Annotated in this window: 23 protein-coding genes; 7 read left to right on the top strand and 16 right to left on the bottom strand. The window is 75.0% G+C overall.

Going from position 1 to position 26,283, the window contains the following annotated elements:
* The first annotated feature begins 99 nt into the window (after positions 1-99).
* On the top strand, positions 100-930 hold the full coding sequence (locus ABZ885_RS05880) for a class I SAM-dependent methyltransferase (RefSeq protein ID WP_360183790.1): 831 nt from the start codon (positions 100-102) through the stop codon (positions 928-930).
* A gap of 177 nt (positions 931-1,107) precedes the next feature.
* Here the strand turns inward: ABZ885_RS05880 and ABZ885_RS05875 are convergent, their stop codons facing one another.
* Positions 1,108-1,668 (bottom strand): O-acetyl-ADP-ribose deacetylase, encoded by a 561-nt coding sequence (locus ABZ885_RS05875; protein WP_360183788.1) that lies wholly within the window; start codon positions 1,666-1,668, stop codon positions 1,108-1,110.
* A gap of 239 nt (positions 1,669-1,907) precedes the next feature.
* Between ABZ885_RS05875 and ABZ885_RS05870 the strand changes: the two genes are divergently transcribed.
* On the top strand, positions 1,908-3,368 hold the full coding sequence (locus ABZ885_RS05870) for a SpoIIE family protein phosphatase (RefSeq protein ID WP_360183786.1): 1,461 nt from the start codon (positions 1,908-1,910) through the stop codon (positions 3,366-3,368).
* Between the two features lie 106 nt (positions 3,369-3,474).
* Here the strand turns inward: ABZ885_RS05870 and ABZ885_RS05865 are convergent, their stop codons facing one another.
* From ABZ885_RS05865 to ABZ885_RS05850, 4 genes are all read right to left on the bottom strand, one after another.
* On the bottom strand, positions 3,475-3,816 hold the full coding sequence (locus tag ABZ885_RS05865) for a DUF2516 family protein (RefSeq protein ID WP_360183784.1): 342 nt from the start codon (positions 3,814-3,816) through the stop codon (positions 3,475-3,477).
* 131 nt (positions 3,817-3,947) lie between these two features.
* On the bottom strand, positions 3,948-4,499 hold the full coding sequence (locus tag ABZ885_RS05860) for a hypothetical protein (RefSeq protein WP_360183782.1): 552 nt from the start codon (positions 4,497-4,499) through the stop codon (positions 3,948-3,950).
* An 18-nt stretch (positions 4,500-4,517) separates the two neighbouring features.
* Complete coding sequence (locus ABZ885_RS05855; RefSeq protein ID WP_360183780.1) at positions 4,518-4,934, bottom strand: helix-turn-helix transcriptional regulator; 417 nt, start codon at positions 4,932-4,934, stop codon at positions 4,518-4,520.
* A 435-nt stretch (positions 4,935-5,369) separates the two neighbouring features.
* Complete coding sequence (locus ABZ885_RS05850; protein WP_360183778.1) at positions 5,370-6,512, bottom strand: MerR family transcriptional regulator; 1,143 nt, start codon at positions 6,510-6,512, stop codon at positions 5,370-5,372.
* A gap of 210 nt (positions 6,513-6,722) precedes the next feature.
* On the opposite strand from ABZ885_RS05850, the gene ABZ885_RS05845 reads away from it, so the two are divergent.
* Positions 6,723-7,337 (top strand): YceI family protein, encoded by a 615-nt coding sequence (locus ABZ885_RS05845; protein WP_360183776.1) that lies wholly within the window; start codon positions 6,723-6,725, stop codon positions 7,335-7,337.
* Positions 7,338-7,597: 260 nt separating this feature from the next.
* Here ABZ885_RS05845 and ABZ885_RS05840 read toward each other — a convergent pair whose 3' ends face one another.
* Positions 7,598-8,572 carry a LysR family transcriptional regulator gene (locus ABZ885_RS05840; RefSeq protein ID WP_360183774.1) on the bottom strand — a complete coding sequence of 325 codons (975 nt, stop codon included), beginning with the start codon at positions 8,570-8,572 and terminating at the stop codon, positions 7,598-7,600.
* A 111-nt stretch (positions 8,573-8,683) separates the two neighbouring features.
* On the opposite strand from ABZ885_RS05840, the gene ABZ885_RS05835 reads away from it, so the two are divergent.
* Positions 8,684-10,018 carry an MFS transporter gene (locus tag ABZ885_RS05835; RefSeq protein ID WP_360183772.1) on the top strand — a complete coding sequence of 445 codons (1,335 nt, stop codon included), beginning with the start codon at positions 8,684-8,686 and terminating at the stop codon, positions 10,016-10,018.
* Positions 10,019-10,027: 9 nt separating this feature from the next.
* Positions 10,028-10,507: a macro domain-containing protein gene (locus ABZ885_RS05830; protein ID WP_360183770.1), complete on the top strand. Its 480-nt coding sequence runs from the start codon at positions 10,028-10,030 to the stop codon at positions 10,505-10,507.
* Here the strand turns inward: ABZ885_RS05830 and ABZ885_RS05825 are convergent.
* Entirely contained in the window at positions 10,492-11,028 is a 537-nt protein-coding gene (locus tag ABZ885_RS05825) for a GNAT family N-acetyltransferase (protein WP_360183768.1), read from the bottom strand. The two genes, ABZ885_RS05830 and ABZ885_RS05825, sit on opposite strands and share 16 nt — an antisense overlap.
* A gap of 341 nt (positions 11,029-11,369) precedes the next feature.
* Here ABZ885_RS05825 and ABZ885_RS05820 point away from each other — a divergent pair, with 341 nt between their 5' ends.
* Positions 11,370-12,083, top strand: a complete 714-nt coding sequence (locus tag ABZ885_RS05820) for a TetR family transcriptional regulator (RefSeq protein WP_360183792.1) — start codon at positions 11,370-11,372, stop codon at positions 12,081-12,083.
* Between the two features lie 26 nt (positions 12,084-12,109).
* On the opposite strand, the gene ABZ885_RS05815 is transcribed toward ABZ885_RS05820, so the two are convergent.
* The 8 genes from ABZ885_RS05815 to ABZ885_RS05780 form a co-directional block, all read right to left on the bottom strand.
* The gene (locus tag ABZ885_RS05815) at positions 12,110-13,414 is read right to left on the bottom strand and encodes a GNAT family N-acetyltransferase (protein ID WP_360183766.1); all 1,305 of its coding nucleotides are present in this window, start codon (positions 13,412-13,414) and stop codon (positions 12,110-12,112) included.
* A gap of 54 nt (positions 13,415-13,468) precedes the next feature.
* Entirely contained in the window at positions 13,469-14,014 is a 546-nt protein-coding gene (locus ABZ885_RS05810) for a GNAT family N-acetyltransferase (RefSeq protein WP_360183764.1), read from the bottom strand.
* Positions 14,015-14,142: 128 nt separating this feature from the next.
* Complete coding sequence (locus ABZ885_RS05805; protein ID WP_360183762.1) at positions 14,143-15,513, bottom strand: C40 family peptidase; 1,371 nt, start codon at positions 15,511-15,513, stop codon at positions 14,143-14,145.
* 217 nt (positions 15,514-15,730) lie between these two features.
* Positions 15,731-16,801: a hypothetical protein gene (locus ABZ885_RS05800; protein WP_360183760.1), complete on the bottom strand. Its 1,071-nt coding sequence runs from the start codon at positions 16,799-16,801 to the stop codon at positions 15,731-15,733.
* 217 nt (positions 16,802-17,018) lie between these two features.
* Positions 17,019-18,905: a threonine/serine exporter family protein gene (locus tag ABZ885_RS05795; protein ID WP_360183758.1), complete on the bottom strand. Its 1,887-nt coding sequence runs from the start codon at positions 18,903-18,905 to the stop codon at positions 17,019-17,021.
* 128 nt (positions 18,906-19,033) lie between these two features.
* Entirely contained in the window at positions 19,034-19,687 is a 654-nt protein-coding gene (locus ABZ885_RS05790; protein WP_360183756.1) for a VTT domain-containing protein, read from the bottom strand.
* Between the two features lie 125 nt (positions 19,688-19,812).
* The gene (locus tag ABZ885_RS05785; RefSeq protein ID WP_360183754.1) at positions 19,813-22,188 is read right to left on the bottom strand and encodes a hypothetical protein; all 2,376 of its coding nucleotides are present in this window, start codon (positions 22,186-22,188) and stop codon (positions 19,813-19,815) included.
* A 99-nt stretch (positions 22,189-22,287) separates the two neighbouring features.
* Positions 22,288-24,279: an ATP-binding protein gene (locus ABZ885_RS05780; RefSeq protein WP_360183752.1), complete on the bottom strand. Its 1,992-nt coding sequence runs from the start codon at positions 24,277-24,279 to the stop codon at positions 22,288-22,290.
* 353 nt (positions 24,280-24,632) lie between these two features.
* Here ABZ885_RS05780 and ABZ885_RS05775 point away from each other — a divergent pair, with 353 nt between their 5' ends.
* On the top strand, positions 24,633-24,953 hold the full coding sequence (locus tag ABZ885_RS05775; protein ID WP_360183750.1) for a hypothetical protein: 321 nt from the start codon (positions 24,633-24,635) through the stop codon (positions 24,951-24,953).
* Between the two features lie 133 nt (positions 24,954-25,086).
* Here ABZ885_RS05775 and ABZ885_RS05770 read toward each other — a convergent pair whose 3' ends face one another.
* Positions 25,087-26,256, bottom strand: a complete 1,170-nt coding sequence (locus ABZ885_RS05770) for a TetR/AcrR family transcriptional regulator (RefSeq protein ID WP_360183748.1) — start codon at positions 26,254-26,256, stop codon at positions 25,087-25,089.
* Between the last annotated feature and the right edge of the window lie 27 nt (positions 26,257-26,283).

The raw sequence follows: 26,283 nt of genomic DNA, 5'->3' as shown, positions 1-26,283 counted from the left end.
TTCCTCTTCTTCCACCCCCTGTATACGGGGGAGACCATTCCGATGGACGACTGGCGCAGGCGGATGTGGTTCGACAGCTGGATCTGACGGGCCGGTGGCATGGCCGCCTCCTTCGACTCCGTGACCACGCCTGCCCGCGGGCGGACGGCGCGGCCGGTGGGAACCGTGACGCGCGGCACCACCAACACCAACCGGCTCCGGCGGATGGACCGCTGGATCGCCCACACGCTCGGTCCGGCGCTGCGCTCCGCCGTCCGGCCGCCGGTGGCCGTCGACCTCGGGTACGGCGCCGCGCCGTGGACGGCGGTCGAGCTCTCCGGCCGGCTGCGGGCGGTCCGGCCGGACGTCCGGGTGGTGGGGATCGAGATCGAGCCGGAGCGGGTCGCGGCCGCGCTGCCGTACGCCGACCCGCCGCTGCTGGGCTTCCGGCGCGGCGGTTTCGAGGTGCCGCTGGACGGCGGGGCGCCCGCGCAGCTGATCCGGGCCGCCAACGTGCTGCGGCAGTACGACGAGTCGGCGGTGGCCGCGGTCTGGGACCGGCTCCGCGCCCGGCTGGCGCCGGACGGGCTGCTGGTCGAGGGCACCTGCGACGAGATCGGGCGCCGGCACGTCTGGGTCGCGCTGGGGCCGGAGGGCCCGCGGACGGTGACCTTCGCGGCCCGGCTCGGCGGGCTCGGGCAGCCGTCCGAGCTGGCCGAACGGCTGCCCAAGTCGCTGATCCACCACAACGTGCCGGGCCGGCCGGTGCACGCCTTCCTGACCGACTTCGACCGGGCCTGGGCGGCGGCCGCGCCCTACGGGGCGTTCGGCGCCCGGCAGCGCTGGGTGGCCGCGTGCACGGCGCTGGCGGGCAGCTGGCCGCTGGTGGACGCGCGCGGGCGGTGGCGGCAGGGCGAGGTCACCGTGCCCTGGACGGCGCTCGCCCCGTAGGCAGGGCCGCCCCCGCCGCCCCGACGGGGCCGGGCCGGGCGGACCCGGGCCGGGCCGGGCCCCGCTGAACCGGGCTGAGCTGGTGATCGAGCCCGGGGATTCACTCGAACGAGTTATCGAATATCTCTGGCATGTTGACGCCCCGTCACGCCACCATGGGGACGTCCCGCCGGCACCTCAGTCCTGCCCCTCCCGCCCTTCCGACTCTATCCCCTGCCACACCTGTTCGAACGTCCGGTACGCCGCGGCGCCGAACAGGACGAACCGCACCTCCGCCAGCTCCCCCACCGGCCCGGGGCCTGCTGCCACGACGGTGGCGAGCGCGATCCGGGCCGCGTCCTCCAGCGGCCACCCGTACACCCCGGCGGACACCGCCGGGAAGGCCACCGTCCGCGCGCCCAGCTCCGCCGCCACCCGGAGCGACTCGCGGTAGCAGGAGGCCAACAGCTCCGCCCGCTCGTCGTACTCCTCCTCCCGGTAGACCGGCCCCACCGTGTGCACCACCCAGCGGGCCGGCAGCTGCCCGGCCGTGGTCGCCACCGCCTGCCCGGTGGGCAGACCCCGGCCCCAGTGCGAGGCCCTGAGCCTGCGGCACTCCTCGAGAATCTGCGGCCCGCCCCTGCGGTGGATCGCACCGTCCACCCCGCCGCCGCCGAGCAGAGAGGAATTGGCGGCGTTCACCACCGCGTCCACCTGCTGTTCCGTGATGTCACCCTCGACCAGGGTGATCCGTGTCACCACCGTGACCGTCCTTTCCGGCCCGCGCCGACGCCCGCCGGTACGGGCTCCAGCCGTGGCCCCAGTCCCGTTTCACCACACCGCCACCGGCGTGGCACCTACCACAACCGTGCCGGTCGGCCAGAGAGTTCCCCGGAGATCACGTTATGGTCGCGAGAAGTTCCCCGACGCAGGGTGCCAGGCGGGCACTGCGGACGGACGCCGACCGTTACGCACTCGGGGAAAGGAAGGATCAGCCGATGCCCGCAACGGGAGACGGGCGGGCACCTGGTGCCGCCGACCCGCCGGGCACCCTCGACGGTGCCCGTTCCGACCGCCCACGGGGCCGGTCCGACCACCGGCCGGCCGGCCCGGCCACGGCGCCTCCCCCGATACCCCACCCCCGGTCGGACACCGGCGCCGCCGGGCCGGCCGCCACAGCTCCGGCCGCCCCGCTCAGGCTGCTGGTGATCGAGGACGACGCCTCCGACGCCCAGTTGCTCAAGGCCGCGGTGGCCGACAGCGGCGCCCCGATCGAGATCCACTGGGCCCGCGGGCTGGACCAGGCCGCCGAACTGCTGGCCCCGGCCCCGGCACGGCGCGGCCGTCCGCGCGGCGCCGGCTTCAGCTGCGTCCTGCTCGACCTCGCCGCCCCCGCCGACCTGCCCCACCCCTCGGACGCCTCGGACGGTCTGGAGGGCCTGCACGAGCTGCTCCGGCGGGCCCCGCACACCGCCGTCGTGGTGCTGACCGACGCCGCCGGCGCCGAGCTGGGCGCCGCCGCGGTGGCCGCCGGCGCCCAGGACTTCCTGATCAAGCACGAGACGGACGGTCCGCTGCTCGCCCGTGCCCTGCGCTACGCGGTCGAGCGCAAGCGCGCCGACGAGTCCCAGCGCCGGCTGGTCGAGGCAGAACTGCGCGGCCAGGAGAACGCCCGCCTCCAGCGCCATCTGTTGCCCACCCCGCTGCTGGACGGCGCCGGGCTCTCCTTCACCCGCCGCTACCGTCCCGGCCGCCGCCGCGCCCTGCTCGGCGGCGACTTCTACGACGCGGTGCGCACCGACGACGGCACCGTCCACGTGGTGATCGGCGACGTCTGCGGCCACGGCCCGGACGAGGCCGCGCTCGGCGTGGCGCTCCGGATAGCGTGGCGCACCCTCGTCTTCGCCGGGCTCACCGGCGAGGCCCTGCTGACCACCCTCCAGCACGTGCTGGAGCACGAGCGGCGCAGCGACGAGATCTTCGCGACGCTCTGCATGCTGGTCATCGAGCCCGGTGACGCCGCCGGCCGGACCGGCTCGACCGGCGCCCTCGAACACGCCCGGCTCTACCTCGCCGGCCACCCCGCACCACTGCTGCTCGGCGCCGACTGCAAGCCGGTGACGCTGTCGGCCGACCTCGCCGGCCCCGCACTCGGCCTGCTGCCCTGCGACGACGGCGGGGCCACCTGGCCCCCGCACCGGCTCGAACTCCACCCGGGCTGGCGGCTGCTGCTCTACACCGACGGGCTGATCGAGGGCCGGGTCGGCGCCGGCTCGCGCCGGCTCGGTCAGGACGGGCTTGCCGACCTCATCGGCGACCACCAGTCCGCCGGGCTGACCAGGGGCCGCCTGGTGGACAGCGCGATCGCCGAGGTCGAGGAGCTGAACGGCGGCGCGCTGACGGACGACGTCGCCGTGCTGCTGCTGGAACGCAACCCGGTGCAGCTGCTCCTGGGCTGACCGGCCGGGATCGGTCCGGCGGCACGACCGAGCCCCGGCGCGCGGGACCATCCGCGCGCCGGGGCTCGTCGTCGTTCCGGCTGTTCCGGCCTACCGGTCCACCGGCCTACCAGGGGCCGTACGGGCCCGTGTTGCGCCGGCCGCCACCGCCGCCCCGGTCGGTCAGCTCCTTGATCGCGGGGCGCACGTCGACCATGTAGACGATCGCGGCGACCAGACCGGCGATGGTCAGGAAGCTGTACAGGAGGTCCACCCCGAAGAGCAGGTCGAGGCCGAACGCGGCCCCCAGGACGGCCAGCCAGAACCCCTTGGTCTTCTTGTCGGCCGCCCGGTAGGCGTCCTCCCGGCGGACGGCCGCGTCGACCAGGGCGAACAGCTTGAAGCCCAGGATGGCGATGCCCACCCACCAGAACGGGTTGAGGTAGTGCAGGCCCAGGATCTGGCCCATTCCGGTCTCCTCTGCGTCTCGCGCGCCTCGCACGTCCGGTGCGTCCCGGCTCCGGCACTCCGGCCGCCGCCCATCCTGGCACGACGACCCGCCCGCCACGGTGTCAACGTTCCGTGGCCGGCCGAGGTGCCCTACTCGGCGCTCTTCCGGCCCCGGGCGGGCTTCTTGGCGGCCGGCTCCTCCGTCTGCGCGGCGGGCTCGTCGTCCTCGACCAGCTCGGCGTCGACCGGATCGGCACCGGCAGGCTCGGAGACCCCGGCCACCGGCTCCGCACCGGCCGGCTTCACCGCGGCCGGGGCCTCGGCGGGACGGCTCCGGTCGACCACGCCCTTGCCGCGCTCGGCGAGCTCGTCGTAGGCCTCCTTGGCCTTCACCGCCAGCTCGACCGCGCGGCCGACCTGCTGGAGCGCGAAGCTCTGCGCCTTCTCCTGGAGCTCCTTCAGGTCGGCCGGCAGGGTGCCCACCGTGCCCGCGACCTTCGCCTGCGCGTCCACCAGCCGGGTCTGCGCCTCCTGGAGCTTCGCGGTGGCCTTCTCCTGCGTGCCCTTGCGGTCCGCGGCCAGCGCCTCGACCTTGCCGGGCACCTCGCGGAGCTTCTCGTACGCGAGGTCGCCCGCGCCGGCGAGGGCGTAGAGCGGGGTCGGGTCGCTCAGGGTCTTCTTGAGCTCGTCCGTGATCGCCATGACTGGTCTCCCGTGGGTCTAGGTTGCCGGGCCGGCGGTCTTCGGACCGTCGGCCTCGGGGTCGTCGGGCACCGCGTCCGTGTCCTTGCGGGCGGCGTTCTCCTTGAGGAAGGCGTCGTAGACCGCGAGCAGCGCCTGCTTCTGCTGCTCGTTGATCAGCGGATCGGCCAGGATCGAGGCCCGCAACTCCAGGCCCTCGCCCCGCCGCTCCTCCAGGATCCCGGCCTGGACGTACAGCGTCTCCGCCGAGATCCGCAGCGCCTTGGCGATCTGCTGGAGGATCTCCGCACTCGGCTTGCGCAACCCTCGCTCGATCTGGCTGAGGTAGGGGTTGGACACGCCGGCGGCCTCCGCCAGCTGCCGCAACGAGTACTGCGCACTCCGCCGCTGCTCGCGGATGTACTCGCCCAGCGAACCGACATTCAGTGAGGCCATGCGACCAGCCTGCCCCACCCTGCTTGCAATTGCAAGCAGGGTGCTAGCAGCAGCAAACGCGTCGCGCGACGTGCCCCCAGTCCGGGTAACGGGGAACGGGTAGCGAGTAACGGTGCGGCGGCCGGTGGCGAGCGGGGCCGGGGGCGGCGCGGTGCTCCGGGACGCCGGCCCGGACGGCGTCGGCCGGGTAGAGCAGGTCGGTCACCACGCCCGCCCACCGCGGGCCGGCCCGACCGGGCTCCGCGGCGCGCCCGGCGGCGACGACCCACGGATCCGGGGCGAGATGACGGACCGCGCCGACGCCGGTGGGGGACGCGGCGGCAGCGCACGTCGCGAACGGCCGGGGATTGCTCCACAGGGTGTGGACAGCGAGGTCCCCGTCGGTGCGCGCGGGCGAGCGCGTTCAGCTCGGCGTGGGCGCGCGGGGCCGGTCGGTCAGGCCGGCTCGGGCACGCGGATCGGCATCAGGATCGAGAAGGTGCCGTCACGCCCGGCCGTCCGAATGGCCAACGGGGCGATCGGGCCGGTGATTTCGAGGACGAGCTGCTCGGGGCCGCCGGCCCGGAGGGCGTCCAGCAGGAAGTCGCGGTTGACCGCCACCCGGACGTCCCCAGGGGCCGGCTCGGCGTCGTCGGCGGCGACGGTGAGTCGTCCGTCCCCGTCGAGAGTGAGCACCGTGACCTCGCAGGCGGCGCCGTGCGGGCCGGAGGGCAGACTGCGGGTGACCCCGGACTCCACGGCGCCGCGCAGTTCGGCGGCGGGCAGGCCGACCCGGTGGACCGGGTCGAGCCGGACCAGCGAGCGGTAGTCGGGGTAGTCGTGGTCCAGGGTGGCGCCCTCGATGAGGTGGCCGCCGGTGCCGGCCCGGAACCGGCCGGCCCCGAGGGTCAGCTCGGCGTGCTCGGCACCCGAGCCGAGCAGGGCCCGGACACCGTCGACCAGCGCGGTCGGCACGATCGCGGCGGCCGAGAGGTCCGCGGCGGCGCCGGAGTCCGCCGCCTCCGGAAGCCCGGACACGGGCCCGGACACCACCGGGAGTTCGGCCAGCGCCATCCGGTACCGGTCGGTGGCGACCAGCCGCAGCAGGCCGCCGTCCAGGTCGAACAGCACGCCGGACAGCATCGGCACCCCGGAGTCGCTGCCGACCGCGAAGCGGACCGCGTCCAGGGCGGCGGCCAGCTCGTCGGCGGGAACGGTGAAACGGTGCTCGGCAGGGGCTGTGGTCACGGGGTTCTCCCTCTGGTCGATCAGCGTGCGGATCAGGGAGAGCTCCCGGCGGGCGTCGGTGAGGCCGTCCTCCAGCCGCCGCAGGTGCGCGTCGACCACCTGCCGTCCGGCGCCGGAGCCGGGGGCCGCGTCGAGCACGGCCCGGATGTCGGCCAGCGGCAGCCCGACCCGCCGCAGCCGGCAGAGCAACCGGGCGTCGGCGAGCTGGCCGGGCGCGTACCAGCGGTAGCCGGTCTGCGGGTCGACCCAGGCGGGGGCGAGGACGCCGGCGCCGTCGTAGAAGCGCAGCGCGCTGACACCGAGGCCGCTGTCGCGGGCCAGCTCACCGATGCTGCGCAGGTCGCTCTCCATGCCTGGGACTCTGGGGCCTCGACCGGGTCGAGGGTCAAGCCGCACGGCCGGACCGGTGTCGACCGTACCGGGCACCCACCGCGCCCCTCCCCGTCCGGGCGGTTCGCGCAGATTGCCCCAGACTCATGGTTGAACTTTGAACGAAAGCGTCCTACAGTGGAGCCAAGAAGTTGAAGCCTAAACAACTGGCTTCGAACCCGAGGAGGAGCCATGGGCATTTTCAACCGCACCAAGAACGCCGCCACGACCGCCACCGCCGTCATCGAGGCCCCGGCGAGCCCGGACCTGAGCCATCTGACGGGCGACTGGGCCATCGACACCACCCACAGCGAGGTCGGGTTCTCGGTGCGCCACGCCATGGTCACCAACGTCAAGGGCCGCTTCACCGAGTACGACGGCAAGCTGCACCTGGACGGCACCACGCCGGGCAACTCCAGCGCCGAACTCGTGATCAAGGTCGCGAGCATCGACACCAACCAGGCCCAGCGCGACGAGCACCTCCGCACCGGCGACTTCTTCGCCACCGAGACCCACCCGGAGATCCGCTTCCGCAGCACCTCCGCCGAGCGGCTGCGCGGCGACACCTACCGGATGACCGGCGAGCTCACCATCAAGGACACCACCCGGCCGATCGTGCTGGACCTCGACTACACCGGCAGCGCCACCGACGCGTACGGCGCCGAGCGGGTCGGCTTCGAGGGCTCGGCCGTGCTGGACCGCACCGACTGGGGCCTCACCTACAACGCGGCGCTGGAGACCGGCGGCGTGCTGATCGGCGAGAAGGTCAAGCTCAGCTTCGACATCTCCGCCGTCAAGGCGGCCTGAACCGGCCGACCGAGGCCACTGCCCCGCACCGCGCCACGGCGGCCGCCATCGCGACCGCCCCGCACACGCCCCACCCCTGCCGACCCCCGAGCGGCAGGGGTGGGGTCGTCTCCGAGCCCCAACACCCGGCCCCGCCGCCGAATTCCGGCCCTGCGACAGGAAAGCGAACCGGCACCTCGGGGCCCGCGCCGCACGAACCCCCACCGCACGAACCCCCACCGCACGAACCCCCCGCCGGACGAGGCCCGGCCGTACGGCGTTCAGCGCTCCGACGCCTCCAGCAGCGCGGCATCGGCCGCCGGCAGCCAGCTGCCCGCCGGACGCCGCAACCACTCCTCCCTCGCGCCGAGTTCGGCGGCCGCCGTCAGCAGCGCGGTCAGACCGGGGTGCCGCAGGCCCGGCCGGTGCACCAGGCTGACCAGGCTCAGCGGCACCGGGTCGACCAGCGGCACGTTCACCACGCCGGGGATCATCGGCCCGTTGGTGGTGGTCAGCATCGGGTCGCCGCGCCGGACGAGGTAGCGGGCGGTCTCCTCCACCCCGACCGGCGGGACGTACGGCACGGCCGCCGTCAGCCCGTGCTCGCGCAGCAGCCGGGCGCCGAGGTCGGCCCACTCCGTGGTGGCCGGGTTCCCGGCGCAGATGTCGACCGGGTGGCCCGCCAGCTCGGCGAGCCGCAGCACCGGGCGGCCGGCCAGCGGGTGGGCGGCCGCCATCATCACCGAGACCCGCTCCAACCGCACCGGTACCTGGGCGAGTTGCGAGCGCACCCGGGCGTCCAGCCCGGCAAAGCGGCCGAGCGAGGCGTCCAGCCGGTGGGCGATCAGCGCCTCGGCCGCCGCCGCGAGGCCGCCGAGGTAGCGGGCCAGGATGTCGCCCTTCGGCCAGGCCGCCCGGGCCGGCCCGAGCAGCCGGTCGGAGGTCAGGTCGGGGCCGCTGACGTCACTGTTGACGTCCAGCAGCAGGGGGCGCTGCTCGGCGGCCGTCAGGATCTCGTCGTGCAGGGCCAGCAGCTGCCGCGCCTTCGGCAGCAACTGGTGCCCGGCCGCGGTGAGTTCGACGCTGCGGGTGGTCCGGGTGAAGAGCGCGTCGCCGAGCAGCCGCTCCAGCGCGCGGACGTCCCGGCTGAGCGCCTGCTGCGCGACGTGCAGGCGTTCGGCGGCCCGGCCGAAGTGCAGGGTCTCGGCCGTGGTGACGAAGCCGCGGAGCAGCCGGGGGTGCAGGTCGGAGGGCATGGCGGCAGATTAACAACACCGTGTTGTCAGTGCGGCGAAACAGGTGTTGGACCGCCGTCGGGCGGCTGCGTGAGGCTGGAGGCATCCCCTCCCCCACGTCTTCGGAGTCCCATGCTCGCGTCCTACCGACGGCTGTTCACGCTTCCCGGCACCGCCGCCTTCACCCTCGCCGGACTGCTCGGCCGGCTCACCATGTCGATGGCCGGCGTCTCCCTGGTGGTGCTGATCGCCGAACGGCGCGGCTCGTACGCCCTGGCCGGCACCGTCTCGGCGGCCGGCCTGCTCACCGGGGCGATCGGGATGCCGCTGCTCGGCCGCCTGGTGGACCGGTACGGGCAGGCCCGGGTCACCGTCCCGGCCACGCTGTACAACGCCGTCCCGTTCGCCGGCCTGCTGCTCTGCGTCCGCTCCGGCGCCCCCGACTGGACGCTGTACGCCTGCTGGGCGGCCGGCGCGGCGACGCCGAACCTCGGCGGCATGGCGCGGGCCCGCTGGGCGCACCTGTACCGGGCCGACCCGGCCGCCCGGCACCTCGCCAACTCCTTCGAACAGTCGCTGGACGAACTCTGCTTCATGGCCGGGCCGGTGCTCGCGATGCTGCTGTGCACCGCCGTCGCCCCGGAGGCCGGCCTGGTCGCCGCCGCGGTGCTCGGCTCCACCGGCGCCCTGCTCTTCGCCGCCCAGCGGCGGACCGAACCCCCGCTCGCGGAGCGGGTGGCGGGCGCCCGCCACGGCTCGCCGCTGCGGGTGCCCGGGCTGCGGGTGCTGCTGCTGACCTTCCTCGCCACCGGCGTGGTCTTCGGCGCGACGGAGCTGACCACCGTGGCGTACGCCGACGCGCTCGGGCAGAAGCCGGTGGCGGGCGGGCTGTTGGCGCTGGTCGCGGCCGGGTCCTGCGTGACCGGGCTGGTCTTCGGGCTGCTGCGGCCGCGCCGGGCGCCGGCGGTCCGGTTCCTGCTCGGCGTCGCGGCGATGGCGGGGCTGCTGCTCCTGCCGCTGGCCGCCGGGGTGGGCGGCGCGGGCCTGGCGGTGCTCGGCGTCACGCTGTTCGTGGCCGGGACGGGCACCGCGCCGACCATGGTCACCGGCATGATGCTGATCCAGGGGCTGCTGCCGCAGCGGCAGTTGAACGAGGGCATGGCGGTCGCGGTGTCCGGCATCGTGGTCGGCATCTCGGCCGGCGCCTCACTGGCCGGTGCGGTCGCCGAGCAGGCACCGCCCGGCACCGGCTACTGGCTGCCGGCCGGCGCCGCCGCGCTGGCCCTGCTGATCGCCCTGGCCGGACGCCGCCATCTGCGGATCCCGGACGCCGCCGCAGCGCCGGACACCACCCCGGACACCACCGCGGACGCCACCGCGGACACCACCGCGGACACCGGCGCGGACGCCCCGGCAGCGGCAGCGGCAGCAGAAAAATCCGAACAGCTTGTCGGTACCGCGGGATAGCTTCCCGTCATGGAATCGATCCGGTACCTCCGTGGCGATGCGACCTCACCGCAGGCGAAGGGCCCCAAGGTGATCGCCCATGTCTGCAACGACCTCGGGGGCTGGGGCAAGGGCTTCGTGCTGGCGGTGTCCCGCCGCTGGCCGGAGCCGGAGGCGGCGTACCGGCGCTGGCACCGGGAGCGTGCGGGGAACGACTTCGGGCTGGGCGCCGTGCAGGTGGTGCAGGTCGAGCCGTACGTCTGGGTGGCGAACCTGGTCGGCCAGCGCGGAATCCGGACCGGCCGGTCGAGCGGCGTGCCGGTCCGGTACGAGGCGATCGACACCGCACTGGCCACGCTGGCCGACCAGGCCCTCGCGCTCGGCGCCTCCGTCCACATGCCCCGGATCGGCTGCGGACTGGCGGGCGGGCGCTGGGAGTCGGTCGAGCCGCTGGTGACGGCCCGGCTGGTGGAGCGGGGAGTACCGGTGACGGTCTACGACCACGACTGAGACCCGGCGGCCGGCCAGCTGTACTCGTACTCGGGCAGCACGTGGCCGCCGGGGAAGACGCCCTCCTGCTCGGCCGTCCGGCGGCCGCCGGCGCGCTCGTAGAACGTGACCGCGCGGGTGTTGTCGCGCAGCACCTCCAGGTAGAGGGCGGCCCCGGGGTGACGTCGGGAGACGTGCGCCCGGGCCGCGTCCAGCAGCGCCCGGCCGATGCCGCCACCGGTCCGGCCGGGCCGGACGTGCAGGTTGTCCAGCAGCACCCGCCCGTCCGGCTGCGGCACCAGGTAGGCGAACCCGACCGTGCCGCCGTCGAGTTCGGCGATCAGCAGTTCGGGCGTGTTGGCCGGCTCGCCGTAGTCGGCGGACAGCCGCAGCGACCAGAGCTCGCGGCGTTCGGCCGACAGCCCGTCACCGAGCGCCGGGGCCGGGACGATGCCGGCGTACGCGGTGCGCCAGCTGTGGGCGTGCAGGTCGGCGACGGCCTCGGCGTCCCGGGCGGTGCCGCGGCGGATGGTGGCGTTCATGTGACGAGCCTCCCACACACCCAGACTTGAACATGTTCAATCCGAGGCCCTAGAGTCATGCCCATGCTTTTGAACGCGTTCGAAAGAACCGGGGGCGGAGTGGCGGTACCGGATGTGGAGGGGACATCCGGTACCGCACGCACCGACACCGGGTGGAGCTGACCGATCCGGCCGGGCCCGGCGGCCCCGGAGTTGACCACTCCGGACGCGGACGCCGCTCCGGCTAGGCTCGGGGCGTGGACGACCTGGCAGCGACGAACGGAACCAACGGCACGAGCGGCACGGACGGCACCACGGGTGCGGCCGGTGCGCCGGAAGCCCCGGCGGCACCGCCCGCCGAGGTGCGCGGCAGCCGTGCCCAGCCGAAGACCGACAAGAGCGAACAGACCCGGGCGCTGATCCTGGAGACGGCCATGCGGCTGTTCCAGGAACGCGGCTACGAGAAGACCACCATGCGGGCCATCGCCGCCGAGGCCGGGGTCTCGGTCGGCAACGCCTACTACTACTTCTCGTCGAAGGAATTCCTGATCCAGGGGTTCTACGACCGGATGACGTACGAGCACGCCGCCGACGCCAGGCGCCGGCTGGCCGGCACCAGGGACTTCGCGGAGCGGCTGGAGATCGCCGTCACCTCCTGGATCGACTGCGCCGAGCCGTACCACGAGTTCGCCGCCCAGTTCTTCCGCACCGCGGCCGACCCGGCCAGCTCGCTGAGCCCGTTCTCCAACGAGTCACACCCGGCCCGGGCCACCGCGGTGGAACTCTTCCGCGAGGTGCTGACCGGCTCCGAACTCGCGCCCAAGCTGGACGCCGAACTGGCCGAGCTGCTGCCCGACCTGCTCTGGCTCAACCTGATGATCGTCGTCCTGTACTGGGTCTTCGACCGCACCCCGGACACCGAGCGCACGCGCGAGTACGTCCGCCGCTCCACCCCGATGGTGGCCCGGATCATCAACCTGTCCCGGTACCGGGTGTTCCGGCCCATCGTCCGCGACGCCAAGGGCCTGATCCAGGACTTCATCCTCCCCACCATCGGCAAGTCCGCGGCGAAGTAGGGCCCCGCGCCCGGGGAGCCGGAGGCTCAGAAGCCGTCCGGGTTCCAGGAGGAGAGCGGCGTCCGCAGCAGCAGGTCGGCGGCGGCCGCCGCGCCCGGGCGCAGCTCGGTGACCAGACCGGCCGCGGCCAGCCGCGGGACGGTCTCGCCGCCGAGGTACAGCGCGCCCAGCATCGAGGCGTCCAGCGCGAGGTCGGCCTCCCCGGTGGTGCGGGTGCAGCGGCCGGTGCCGTCGGCGGCGACCTCGACGGCCCACCGCCCGGCGGCGAAGCCGTCCCGGTCCTCCACCTCCAGCACCGTCCGGCCGGGGGCGCCGTACGTCCGGGCGTTGAACGCGGCCTCGACGTCGAGCACCCGCAGCCACATGAAGTCGGCGTTGTCCACGTACGGCGTCGCGGCGCGCGGGTCGCTCAGCAGCAGCGGCAGCGGGTCGTCCGGGCCGATGTTCTCGACCACGACCTTGCGCACCCAGTCGACCGAGAACACGAACCGCCACAACTCGGCGGCGGTGGCCCGGTCGAGGGCGAGGAAGTCGAGCACGGTGAGCGTGCAGTTCGGGTAGCTGCCGTCCCAGGTGTCGTCGACCCGGTAGGCCACCAGACCGGTCGGGTTGCCTTCGGCGTCCCGGTGGAGGGCCGCGAAGGGTTCCTTCCAGTCGAAGCCCGGAACGGCGATCCCGCCGGTGTGGCGCTGCCAGAACAGCTCGTCGCGGGCGAGGGCGCCGGGCTGGGTGAGCCGCCAGCGGTCGTGCAGCTCGGGGCCCGCCTTGCGCACCTCGGCCATGGTGAGGAACTCGATCCGGCCGCCGGGCACGGTGGGCAAGCCCTCGCGCAGACCGCGGGTGCGCTGCAGGTCGATGTTCCAGCCGTGGCCGCGGGTGGCCGGGCCGAAGCCGAACCGGCCGTAGATGTTGTACTCGGCGGCGATCAGGACGGCGACGGCCGAACCGCGCTCGCGGGCGGCCGCCAAGTTCCCCCGCATCATCCGGCTCAGCAGGCCGCGGCGGCGGTGGGTGCTCGTGACGGTGACGGCGGTGATCGCGTTCGCCGGGACGACGGCGCCGCCCGGGACGGTCAGCTCGACGTCGTAGCTCCGGTAGGTGGCGACGAAGCGCCCGTCGTCCACGGCCGCGAGCATCCGGCCCGGCTCCCACTGCCGGCGGCGGTAGTCGGTCCCGCTCTCCACGTGCGAGCGCAGGAAGCCCAACGCGAGCGCCCGGTCCCAGCGCTCGACCTCGTCCTCGGTGACCGCCCTGACGACGATCCCGCCGACGCCTTCGTCCGGTCGGCCGCTCCCCGGGTCACGGGGCCCGCCGTTCGCATCGTTGCCCATTGGGCCACGGTACGGCGGGCCTCCGAGGACGGCATCCCATTTATCCGCCGCTGGTCAGGGCCTGTCCGGGCCCGGCCCCGCGTCCGCGATCCAGTGGTTGACCCGCAGCGGCCGGCCCACGAACTCGACCTCCCGCTCACCAACCCGCCGGAAGCCGAGGGCCCGGCAGATGCCGTTGGACGGCCCGTTGGTGGTCCCCGGGAAGGCGTGCACCGGGCCCCACCGGCCGTCCCGGGCGGCCAGGTCGAGCACCTCCCGGACGGCCGCCTTGCCGAGGCCGCGGCCCTGGAACTCCGGCAGCACCATCCAGCCGATCTCGGAGATCACCCCGCCCTCCCCCTCGGCGCCCTCCCCCTCGGCGTCCTCGTCCCCGTGCGACCAGAGCGCGACGGACCCGGCCACCACGCCAGGCGCGGCCCCGTCCGGGACGATCATCTTGATCCAGGAGCGGTCCGCCGCCGCGTCCAGCACGTCCCGGCGCACCTTGTCTGCGATCCCCTCCTCCGGCAACGGCCCGCCCAGCTCCGCCATCATCACCGGGTCGCAGCGCATCCGGACGTACGCCCCGACATCCCCCGGCTCGACGTTCCGCAGCCTCATCCGACACCCCTTCCGCCGCCTGCCAGAGTACGGCGGGCCACCGACAACGGCCGGGCACCGGCCCGCCGGTTCCGGACCCGACACCGGCCCCGGCTCCGGCCCCGACCCAGGCACGAGCCGCGGTGCCGTCAGGGCCGGGCGTAGAAGTCCGGGGTGCCCATGATCCAGAGGCTGGCCTGCTTGATCGGCATGCCCGCCCGCGGGGCCTCGATCATCTGGTCGTCGCCGATGTAGAGGCCGACGTGGTGGATGTCGGCGGCGCGGCCGGTGTCGCTCCAGAAGACGAGGTCCCCGGGGCGGAGCTGGCGGTAGCCGACCGGGGTGCTCTGCGCGTACTGGTCGGCGGCGAAGTGGTTGAGCGGCCGGCCGGCCTGGCGCCAGGCCATCATGGTCAGGCCCGAGCAGTCGTAGCCACCGGGGCCCTCGCCGCCCCAGACGTACGGCAGGCCGATCTTGGAGCGGGCGAAGTCGACGGCGGCGGCCGCACCCTCCGCCGACCAGGGCCGGGCGGCCGGCGGCGGTCCGGCCACGGCGGTTCCGGCCGCGTCCGCCCGCTCCACCTCCGCCGGGGCGGCCCCGGCGGCGGCCGCCCCGGCGGCACCCTGTTCCGCAGCAGCTCGTTCCGCGGCGACCCGCTCGGCAGCGGCCTGTTCCGCGGCGGCCTGCTCCGCAGCGGCCTTCTCGGCGGCGGCGCGGGCGGCCGCCTCGGCCTCACGGGCGGCGATCGCCTCCAGGGCCTCACGCCGCTGCCGCTCCAGCCCGACGGTGGTGTGGCGGGCGGCGGCGAGGTCAGCGAGGAGCTGCTCGCGGCGGCGGCCGGCGTCGGCGACCTGGACCTGCCGGGCGGACATCCGGGCCTCCGCCCGCTCCCGGGCGGCGCCGACCTCGGTGGCGGCCCTCTCGGCGGCCTCGGCCGAGGCACGTGCGGCGGCCGAGGTGCGGGCCGCCGCGGCGGCCGTGGAGGTGGCGGCGTCGAGGATCTGCCGGGTCCGGTCGCCGGCCACACCGACCACCACCGCCTGGTCGCCGGCCTCGCGCGGACCGCGGGCGCCGATCAGGGCGTTGACGGCGGAGAGTTCGGCGGTGGTGCCCTGGCGGTACGTTTCCGCAGCCAGTGCGGCGGCGTCCTCGGCTGCCGCGGACCGCTCGGCCTCGGCGGCGGCGGCCCGGCCGGTCGCCGCGGACTCCTCGCCGCGGGCCCGGGTGAGCGCGAGCCGGGCGCCGTTGTAGGCCTCGACGGCCTGTTCGGCCTCCCGCGCGGCCCGGTCGAGTTCAGCCTCGGCCGCCGTCAGCCCGGCCTCGATGACGGCCACCGCGACGGCCCGGCGGTCGGCCTCGGCCCGGGCCCGGTCGACGTCCTCGGCGGAGGGGTACGGCTCACCGTCCAGGGCGGTGCCCGTGGCCGGGTCGGGGTCCGCCGGAGCGGCCGCGGCCACGGGGAGCAGCCCGAACAGTGCGGTGAGGGACAACAGGAGGACCGGCAGGAACCTGCGCGCCACGAGACATCCCTTCTCGGGTCTCGGACGGGAGCGCCGGGGTGGTGGCGGGGGTCGAGCGGAACCCGGCAAAGCATCCCGTCCTATGACAGATCGCTTACGCATCGCCATGGTCTCAAGCCGGGCGGCTTTCGAGCCCCAAGCCCGCACCGCCGGCCGGGTGACCCGTCGGATGATCCGATCCGGCGTCAACTCCCGTCGGCCGTGCGGGGCGTACGAACTACCGGCGGATCCGGCGGGTGTGCGGTCGCAGGCGGGGGTGGCGGTCCGGCCGGGGCTCCAGGCCGGTCGGCCGCACCGCGTACGTGCGGGTGCGGCCTGCCCGGACGGAGCGCCGCCGCTGCTGGGCCCCGTGCCGGGTGCCGGGCTCACGGCTCCCGCCGCCGGCGCCGGGGGCGGGGGCCGCCGACCCCGGCGTGGCGGCCGCCGAGCGGCGGTCGGCCAGCCGGGCGGAGCGCCGGGCCAGCGCCCGGGCGGCGTGTGCGTCGAGGTGGGCGGAGGCCCGGGCCGCCATCCGCTCGGCGACCCGGTGGGCGGCCGGGTGCCCGGCCGGCACCTTGTCCGGGGCACCGGCGATCAGGTCGAAGAGCCAGGTGCGGGCGACGTCCGCACGCCGGTGCAGCCGACGCTCGCGCCGGAGTGCCCGGGCCCGGCGGCGCGGGCGGGTGGTGTAGCGCCAGCGCGCCCACGGGCTGCTCGGCCGGGCCAGCCGGATCGCGCCGATCCAGGAGAGGCCGGGCACCATGATCCCGAGCAGGCCGGTCCACACCTTGCCCTTGAGCAGGGTGACGATCATGGCCAGCGCGTTGACCGAGATCACCGTGACCAGGCCCCAGCGGGTGTCCTCGCCGGGCTCCGCCCCGAGCGGCACGTACCCGACCAGCAGCAGTCCGGTGAAGAGGATGCCGAAGATCACCGCGTCCACCGACTTGCGGCCCTGCTCGCCCCAGTAGACGTCGTCCAGGTGCAGGATCAGTGCGAACTCGTCCAGCACCAGGCCGCAGCCGATGCCGAAGAGCAGGCCGAACACGTCGATCCAGGGGTGGCCGCCGTAGGTCGCGAACACCCCGATGCCGCCGGCCAGCAGGAAGCCCAGGCCGAACACCATGTGGTGGATGTGCAGCCCGCCGGGGGTGACGTTGCCGGGCCACCAGCGCACCTGGGCCCTGATCATCCGCACGCTGAACCGGATGAAGACGAAGGACGTGATGAATCCGACCAGCAGCAGGAGCAGCGGTTGTTTGTGCGCGGCGACGATGTGCTCGCGGTAGCCGTCCAGCAGTGTGGTCATAGGTCTTACCTTCGTTCCTGGTCCTGCGTAGGGCCTGCCGCGACATGGCCCGGGGGCCGACACGGTCCAACGACTGCGGTCCGGGGGCGGCGCCCACCCGGCACCGGGCAGCGCGGCACCGGACGGCGCGGCGGGGACGGGCGACGACCGCGCGGCGGGCGACGGCGGCAACGGGCGCGGGGGACGGGGCAGCGGCGGCCGGCGGCCCGACGCGCGGTCAGAAGCCCCGGGTGCGCTTGGCCGCCCGGCGCGGCACGGCCGGCTGCGGCGGCAGCAGTTCGGCGCCGGCCGGCAGCTTCATGAAGAGCCGGGCGATCTCGCCCCCGAGGTTCACGCCGATCGCCAGCGCCAGGGCGATCGCCGCGGCCCGGGTGATCTGGACGATGCCGGCGGCGGAGTGGCCCTGGGCGAAGGAGAGCATGCCGAGGTAGAGCGCCGAACCCGGCATCAGCGGCCCGATCGCCGCCGTCACGTACGGCAGCGCGGAGCCGTAGCGGTAGCGGGCCATCAGCTGGCCGAAGAGACCGACCAGGCCGGCCGCGACGCCGGTGGCCACGATCGGCGAGATGCCCGCGTTGTAGACCAGGACGCCGTAGCTGGACCACCCGATGCCGCTGTTCAGGGTGACGAGGGCGAGCGAGCGGCGGTCGGTCTGCAGCAGCATCGCGAAGGCCAGCGTCAGCACCAATGCGGCGATCATCTGGACCGGCGGGTAGTTCGCCCCGACCAGGCTCTCGTCCGGCCGGAGCTTGGCCTCGAAGCCGACCCCGAGGTAGAGGATCAGCATCACGCCGATCACGATGCCCGCCACCAGGTAGATCACTTCGAGCAGGCGGGCGGCGGCGGTGATGTAGAAGCCGGTCAGGCCGTCCTGCACGGCGGCGACCAGGGCCCGCCCGGGGAGCAGCGCGAACAGCCCACCGGTGATCACCACCGAACCGTGCAGGTCCCAGTCGTTGAAGGAGAGGATGATGCCGGAGGCCGCCGCGGGCATCGCGGCCAGCACGAACTGGTAGAACTCCGGCAGGCCGCGACGGGCGATCAGCGAGGCCAGCCGGTCGCCGAGGACGGCCGCGATGAAGGCGCTGGCGAAGACCAGCCACCCCTTGTCGTCCGTCCGCCCGCCGACCAGGAAGGTCGCCGCGCCGGCCAGCAGTCCGGTGTTCAGCGCGAGCAGCCAGGCCGGGTACGGGTGCCGGTTGCGGCGGATCAGCGCGAGCCGGCGGTACGCGTCGTTGACGGTGACCTTCTCCGCGGTGATGTCGGCGACCAGCTCGTACACCGCGTTCAGCCGGGTGTAGTCGGAGGTGCGGCGGCGCACCACCCGGTCCGCGGTGACCGGCGGCTCGACCAGCGAGGGCTGGTGCGAGATGCCGATCAGGGTGAAGGTGACCTGCGGCTCGCAGCGGTCCAGCCGGTAGGCGTGCGCGATGCCGAGCATGGCGGCCTCGACGTCCTCGGCGGCCTCGCCGCTGGCCAGCAGCAGTTCGCCGATCCGGAGCGTCAGGTCGAGGATGCGCGGGACGTTGCGGGCGGCCGAGGGGTGCAGGTCGCGGGGGGTGCGCTCGAAGGCGGGGCGCTCGGACATCGGGGTGCGCAGCAGGGTGCGCATCCGGTCCGGCCAGGGTGCCTCGCCGGGGGCGCCGGGCTTCAGGGTCGGGACGGCGATGCCGGTGGGCGGGGTGTAGCCGGCCGCCTGCCACTCCTCGGGGGTGAGGGTGTCCTCGGCGACCGAGCGCCGCCGGTACACCGGGGCGAGGCCTTCGGGCTCCGCGACCGGCCCGTCCGCTGCGGCCTGCTCCCCGTGCTCCCCGTGCACCCCGACGAACCAGTCGGCGTACTGCCCGGCGGGCTCCTCGACGGGCTCCGGGGTGGGCTCCGGGGTGGGCTCCGGGGCCAGCAGGCCCTTGGTCTCCGGGACGGGCGGGGCGAACGGGATCACGGTGGCCGGCTCGACGGCCGGGGCGGGGTGGCCGAGCAGGCCCTCGGTGGGCGGCGCCTCGGAGGGGTGCAGCGGCTGCTTCTCCGCAGCCGGCCGCGCCGGCCGGGCCCCCTTGCCGCCCCTGGCCCGCTTGCCTCCGCCCGGTCGGCCCCGCTTAGGCACTTCCGCTCCTTGCCGCCCCTGATGGCTCCGGGCTCCCCGGGCCGCCGCTCGATCTCCGGATACACCTTGCCTGATCGAACTGCTGGACGCACATGTACGTCCCGGCGGGCGGTGGCGGGCCCGGGTGCCTACCCGGCGCGGTGCCGGGTCGGGGCCGCGGCGCCGGACCGGCGGGCGCGCAGCACCTCGACCACCACCGGGACCACCGACATCAGCACGATGCCGACGAGGATCGCCTCGATGTTCTCCTCGACGAACGGGATCCGCCCGAGGAAGTAGCCGAGCACCGTGACGCCCGCGCCCCAGAGCACGCCGCCGACGAGGTTGAAGACGACGAAGGTGCGGTAGTTCATCCTGCTCACCCCGGCGACGATCGGGGTGAAGGTCCGCACGATCGGCACGAAGCGGGCCAGTACGAGCGCCTTGGGCCCGTGCCGGTCGAAGAAGGCCGCCGCCTTCTCCACGTTCTCCTGCTTGAACAGCCGGGAGTCGGGGCGGCGGAACAGGCTCGGGCCGACCTTGCGGCCGAAGAGGTAGCCGGCCTGGTCCCCGGCCACGGCGGCGGCCACGATCAGCGCGCAGACCAGCCAGAGCGGCTGGTGCAGGTAGGTGCCGCCGGCCACCAGCAGGCCGGTGGTGAAGAGCAGGGAGTCCCCGGGGAGGAAGAAGCCGATCAGCAGTCCGGACTCGGCGAAGACGACGGCCAGGATGCCGATCAACCCGAACGTGGAGATCAGGTGGGTCGGATCGAGCCAGGACGGGCCGAGGGCGAGGCTGGTCACGGGGCAGGCACTCCTGGAGGTCGACTCTTGGCAATGAAACAGTAAAGCAATCACCAAGAAGATCTAAATAGGGAGTCCTGCCCCGGATCGGCCTGTCCAGCCCCGGCCCGCCGCGGCGCGGGGCGCTACAGCCCGTACCGCTCGATGACCTCCTCGTGCCGGGCGGTCTCCGCGCCCGCCGCCCGGGCCAGGTCGAGCCAGGCCAGCGGGTGCGGCCAGGCACCGGTGAGCCGGTGCAGCAGCGCGTCCGCGTCGGCGGCGTGCGCGGTGGGCGGCACCCCCACGGCGGCGTAGATCCCCGGCAGGGTGCCGCCGTCCTCCGCCGGGTCGGTGATGCCGTAGTGGTCCCCGCTGTAGGCCCAGACCGCGTAGCCGGACCGCCCCAGCTGCTCGCGCAGCTCGTTCCAGGCCTCGTCGCCGGGCCAGCCGCCGTCGATCCAGTAGGTGGTGTAGCCGGCCGGGTCGAGCAGGGTGAGCAGCTCGAACACCGGGCGCCAGCGCCGCCGCTCCTCCTCCGGCGCGTCCTCGGCGGGCGGATCCGTCAGCAGGGCCGGGGCGAAGACCACCACGTCGCCGTGGTTGAGCGTCAGGTCGTCGCCCAGCACCGGCAGGATGCGGGCGGTGGCCGGGCCGGTGCGGAGCGCCGGGACGTCGGCGGTGGCGCCGTCGGTCCGGGTGGCCCGGACGGTGACCAGCTGCCACTCCTCGTCGACCGGGCCCTCGGGCTCGTCGAACTCGATGCCGAGCAGGGCACCGGTGGACCGGACCACGGCCCAGTCGCGGTTGGCGGTGGCGGCGGTGATCAGGTGCCAGAGGTCGGGCCGGCCGGCCGTGCGGTGCAGCTCCTCCTCCGGCGTGCCCTCGACGGGCAGCGCGTGCGCCAGGAGGTCCTGGTAGTAGCGCTGTGCGGCGGCGTGGTCCCCCAGCTCGGTGGCCGCGGCGCCGGCCACCCGGCGGGTGTTGATCCGGTCCGGGTGCTCGGCCAGGATCGCCTCGCAGTGCTCCACCACCTCGGCCCAGCGGCCCTCCGCGCCGGCCCAGCGGGCGCGGACCCAGTGGCCGTCGGCGGGGCTGGTCTCCGCCAGCCGGTCGGCGAGCCGGCGCACACCGTCACCGTCCCCCGACTCGACCAGGGCGACGCCGAGCATGCCGATCACGTCCTCGTCGGACGGGTCGGCGTCCAGCTGCCGCCAGAGCAGGTCGGCGGCGGCCCGGGCGTGCCCGAGGCTGCCCAGCACCCCGGCCAGCTGCACCGCCAGCGCGGCGGCACCGGCCTGGCCGTCCGGGCCGGCCTGCCCCTTCCGGCAGTCGTCCAGGGCGGCGGAGAGCAGGTCGGCGGCGGTCTCGACGGGCACGCCCGCCGTGGCGAGGTGGGCGAGCAGCCCGGCCGGCGGAACGGCCGGCTCCGGGACGGGCAGCGCCTCGGCGGCCGCGCGCAGCTGCGCGACCTGCCCGGCGACGGCCTCGGGGCGGCGCAGCCGGGTGAGCTTGCGCTCGCCGGTGGCGGCGAGGGTGAGGGCGACCGTCCGGGCCTGGCGGGCCAGCGCGAGCCGCCCGGCGGCCAGCAGCAGGTCGACGCACGGGCGGTGCGACCCGGTGCCGTCGAGGTAGCCGACCCAGCCGGCCAGGACGGCGCCCAGCTCGGCGTCGTTCTCCCGGGCGCCGGCCGCGACGAGCAGCTCGACGGTCTCGGTCCAGGCCGCCCGCAGGTCGGCGTGGCGCTCGGCGTCCGCCCGGTCCGGCAGCAGGGCGAGCGCCTCCTCCGTCCGGCCGAGCGAGGCGAGCGCGCGGGCGCGGGCCAGGGCGCCCCAGCGCTGGTCGCTCTCGTCGAGCTGGCGGCCGCGGGCGCGTTCGGCCTGCTCGGCGGTGTCGAGCAGGGCCAGCACCTCCTCGTGCCGGCCGAGCAGGTGCAGGGTGCCGGCCCGGGAGTGGTGGAAGTGCAGCGAGAGCCGCTGGCCGGCCGCCTGGATCCGGGCGGCGGCGGTGTCCAGGTGGGCGAGCGCCTCGGCCGGGCGGCCGTCGTCCTCCAGCGCGTCGGAGTACTCCCGGGAGAGGCAGTCGAAGCACGCCCGGGCGGGCTCGATCCGCTCCAGCGTCTCGCTCAGCACGGCGAGCCGCTCGGGCACGTAGCCGGGGCCGTCGACCCGGGCGTGGCAGATCGCGAAGTCCTGCACGACGCAGACCGACTGCGGGCAGCCGGCGGTCTCCTCCCGGTGCGCGAACTCCAGCAGGTCGACCGCCTCGGCCAGGGCCTGCTCGCCCTGGTGGCGCTTGTTCAGCAGGTTCTGCATCCGCCAGTGCCGCAGGTAGACCTCGACCCAGGGCAGGCCGAGCGCCCGGGCGGCGGCGACCGCCTCCGGGTAGACGGCGTCGAGCTGCGCGTTGCGCCCCTCGTTGGCGTGGCCGGGGAGCTCGTAGATGGCGTCGGCCAGCCGCCGGTGGCCGGTCTCGGCCAGCTGCTCGTGGGTGTCCCGCACCCAGGCCCAGATGTCGGTCGTCATACGGCTTCCGTCTCCCCCTGCTGGTCGTGCGCTGTGCTGGTGAACAGTGTGGCGTGGGCCACTGACAATCCGTCCGGAACGGCGGCCTCGGCCACCCCGTCAGTCCCCGTCGCCGGAGCCGTCGGGACGGCCGAGCCCGTCGAGCCCGTCGAGCCCGTCCGGGCTGTCCGGGACGGCGGGCAGGCCGGCCGGGACGGCGGCGGTCAGCGCGGAGACCGCGGTGCCGATGCCCGCCAGCGCACCGGTGAGGTCGCCGCCGGACGGGCCGGCCGAGGCCGCCGCCATGATCACCTTCAGCGAGCGAAGCAGCCCGGCGGCGGTGGCGCTGCCGGTGTGCCCGTCGCGGTAGGCGGTGAGCAGGTCCTGGACGGCCTGGCAGGACAGGTTGAGGTAGAGCCGGGCCTTCACCTCTCCGTCGCTGCGGGCGGTGAACGCCCGGGCCAGCCGCAGCGCGGCGGACGGGATCCGGGCGTCCGCCTGGTCGTCCTCGATCCGGGCCTTGAGCTCGGCCTCCCGGTCGGGGACCAGGACCAGCGGCAGGCCGGCCGGGTCGAAGCGGGCCGGGACGAGCTGCTCCCCCGGGTCGGCCAGCGCGCCGGCCAGCCAGGCGGCCTCCCCGGCGGGCAGCGGGCGCTCCGGGTCGCGGAACAGCTCGCGGTTGCCGCTCTCGCTGCCGAGTTCGACGATCCGGCAGCCCCGCAGCCGGGCGTAGCGGCGCAGGAACGGCAGGACGGCGTAGCGGTCGCCGCGTGCGATCGGCACCTGCATCGCCCGGTAGAGCATCTCCTCGAAGCCGCCGTTGCCGCCGAGCGCGACGTGCACCGCGCCTCCCCCGGCCGCCCGCAGCGCACCGGCCGTCAGGTCGCCCTGCGAGGTGGGCACCGGGACGTCGTCGGCGAGCAGGGTGAACAGCCGGTCGTCGCAGAGCGCGGCGCCGAGCAGGTCCTGGCCGTGCCGGGCCAGGATGCGGCGCCAGACGGCGGGCCGCAGCCGGGCGGTCTCGTAGAGGCCGTCCACCACGGCGTCGGTGAGCGACTGCTGGAGCGCGCGGTAGTGCTCGTCGCGCTGGAGGTCCTCGCGACTGGCGGTCGGGGTGAGCCGGTTGGACTCGACCACGCCGCCGATGAACCCGGCCCAGCTGGGCAGCAGGTCGCGGGCGTCCTCGGCGAGCAGCATGCCGCGCAGGTAGACGGCCAGGTCGCGGTTGTCGCTGCTGGCGTAGCTGCCGCCGTCCTGGACCCAGAGCAGGCCGATCGCGTCGCTGCCGCCCTCGACGGGCCGGACGGGGAAGGCGGTCAGCGGCTCGAAGCGGCGGCCGAAGGCGGCGGCGAACCGCATCCGGGCGGCGTACTCGTCCCCGTCCGAGGGGCGGCCGGGGCCGCCTCCGGCCGGGGGCGCGGCTGACGCCGGGTGGGAGGGCCGGCGCCAGGGCACCGGGACGGCGTTGACGGGCTGCTCGTCGTCGCCGACGAAGACCGGTATCGGGAGCAGCACGCAGTACCGGCCGAGCACCTCGCGCAGCGCGTACTCGTCGGCCAGGTGGGCGTGTTCGGCCTTCAGCGCCAGTTCGACGACGGTGCCGCCGCCGGGCCGCGGGGCCGCGGGCTCGACGGTGTACTGCTCGCCGCCGCGGCTGCGGTAGCGGTGTCCGAGCTGCGGCTCCCGGTGCGAGGTGGTGGTGACGACGACCTCGTCGGCGACCGAGAACGCGGAGAGGAAGCCGAGGCCGAAGGCGCCGATCAGCTCCTGGTTGCCGGTCAGTTCGCGCAGCATCCGGGTGTAGCCGGTGCCGACGGTGGCGAGGTAGGCGTGGATCTCCGGTTCGGTGAGGCCGGCGCCGGTGTCCTCGATGGCGACGGTGCGCCGGTCCGCGTCGGCCCGTACCCGGATCACCGCCCGGTGGTCGCCGTCCGGGTCCTCCAGCAGGCGCCGGGTGTGCGAGTCGTGGGCGTTCTGGACGAGTTCGCGCAGGGCGACCAGCGGGGTGGAGTAGAGGTGGGTGGCGAGGACGTTCACCAGTCCGCCGAGATCGACCTCGGTCGTACGCAGATCCTCGGCGGGGACGGGCTCGGGCGGGAGACCTTGAGACATGGGTCCCCAGTGTGCCAGTGCGACTATCCGCCGACCATTTCTTTCCGGCGCCCGAGGCCCGGTCAACCCGGCGTTGACAGAAGCGGACGACGGGCCGGTTCCCGGTTGGGCCGTCCGGATGGGCCAACTGCCCTGCGTCCGAAGGAATCCGGCCGGTCGCACGGCATGCCGCGTGACCTCGCCCGGAATCCCGCTCTGCGCGCTCGGTGACACCATCGGGCGAATTGCCACCCGTTCGGTGGAGTTCGTCCACGGCGCTGGTGAATGCTGGTCGTGCGACGTCAGGCAACGGCGCTCCGGGGCGGCCACCCCGGAAGGCGCCACATTCGCACTCCCCCCTTCAGGAGACCAGCGTGTCCCGTATTCGCGCAGCCGCCGTCACCGCCCTCGCGGCCTTCCTCCTCGTCGGAGCCGGCGCCGCCGCCGCGTACGCCGACAACGGCGCCGGTGCCGACCACCACTCCAACAGCGGCGTGGTGAGCAACACCGGCTCGGGCAACATCCTCGGCGGTGTCGTCGGCAACGTGGCCAACACCCAGCAGACGGCCACCGGCTCCGGCGCGAGCAACCAGAACAACGGCCTCGCCGTCACCGGCAACGGCGGCGACATCGGTGCCCTGCAGGGCAACGGCAACGTCGGCACCGCGGTGTTCTACCCCGTCGCGACCCCCTGACGACCCCTTCGCCGGAAGGCGTCCGGTCGCGCGACCGCCCCTCGCGCGACCGGGTCCCGGGCCGGGTGCCCGTCCCCGCACGCCGGGGGGCGGGCACCCGGCCGCGCCCGCTCACGCTCCTCCGGGCACCCGCTCAGGCCCCTCCGGACACGCCCAGGACGGCCCGGCCGAGCCGGCGCAGACAGTCCCCGAGGTCGGCCCGGTCGCTGTGCGGCCGGTTCCGCACCCCGTCGTTGACCAGCGCGAACAGCGCGTGCACCCGAATCCGCGCCTCCGCCGCGTCGGACTCCGGCCGCACCCGGCAGAGCAGGTCGACCCAGGTCCGCAGGAAGTCCCGCCGGAAGTCCACCGCGGCCCGGCGGTCCGGCGCGGCCAGCCGTTCGGTCTCGCTCAGCATCGCGCCGAGGTAGTCGCTGTTGCCCCGCGCGAAGCCCACGTACGCGGCCAGCCCGGCCTCCAGCGCCGCCGCCGGCCCGGACGCCGCCCCGTCGACCGCCCCCGCCACCTCGTGCCAGAGCCGCTCCCGGCTGCGCACCAGCGAGGCGGCCAGCAGCTGCTGCTTGCTGTCGAAGTGCCGGTACACGCTGGGCCCCGAGATGCCGACCGCGGCGCCGAGTTGGTCGGTGCTGACGTTGTCGAAGCCGCGCTGGTGGAACAGCCGGACGGCCACGGCGAGCAGCTCCTCGCGACGCGGCTGCGGCCGCGGCTCCCCCGCCACGACGGCCGGCCGGGGGTCGGGCGCGGCCCCCTCCAGCGACACCGCGAGCACCGCCGTGACCAGCTCGCGCAGCAGCCGCTCGGCCCGGCGCGGCTGCGGGACGGCCGACTGGTAGGACAGGCCCGAGCAGGCCGAGAGCGCCGCCCAGCAGAGCAACTCGCAATCCCGCACGGCGAGTCCGGGCCGCTCGTCGCGGAGCACCGCCGCCATCAGCGCGACGTCCGCCCGCAGCTCGCGGCGGAGCGCGGCCCGCCGGTCCGGCGGCAGCAGCCGGGCGTCACGCTGCACCAGCGTGCCGAGCGGCCGGTGCCCGACCGCGACCGCGGCCAGCGCGGCACCCACGTCCGCGGTGGAGCCGGCGGCGCGCAGCCCGCCGGCGAGTTCGTCCAGGCCCAACCGGACCGCCCGGTCGAGCAGTTCGGGCTTGCCCCGGAAGTGCCGGTAGAGGGCCGGCGCGGTGATGCCGACCCCGGCGGCGACCTCGGTCATCGAGACCTGGTGGTACCCGCTGCGGTGGAAGCGCTCGGCGGCCACGGCCAGGATCTGCGCCTGCCGGGACCGCGCCGGCGGCCGCCGTACCACCATGCCGCCACTCCCTCGCCCGTCCCGCCG

Origin of the sequence: Kitasatospora sp. NPDC047058 (genome assembly GCF_040643935.1) — a bacterium.
In the GTDB taxonomy this organism is placed as follows: Bacteria; Actinomycetota; Actinomycetes; order Streptomycetales; family Streptomycetaceae; genus Kitasatospora.
The sequence above is the reverse complement of the archived record's forward strand: the minus strand, read 5'-3'. Positions and strand labels throughout refer to the sequence as shown.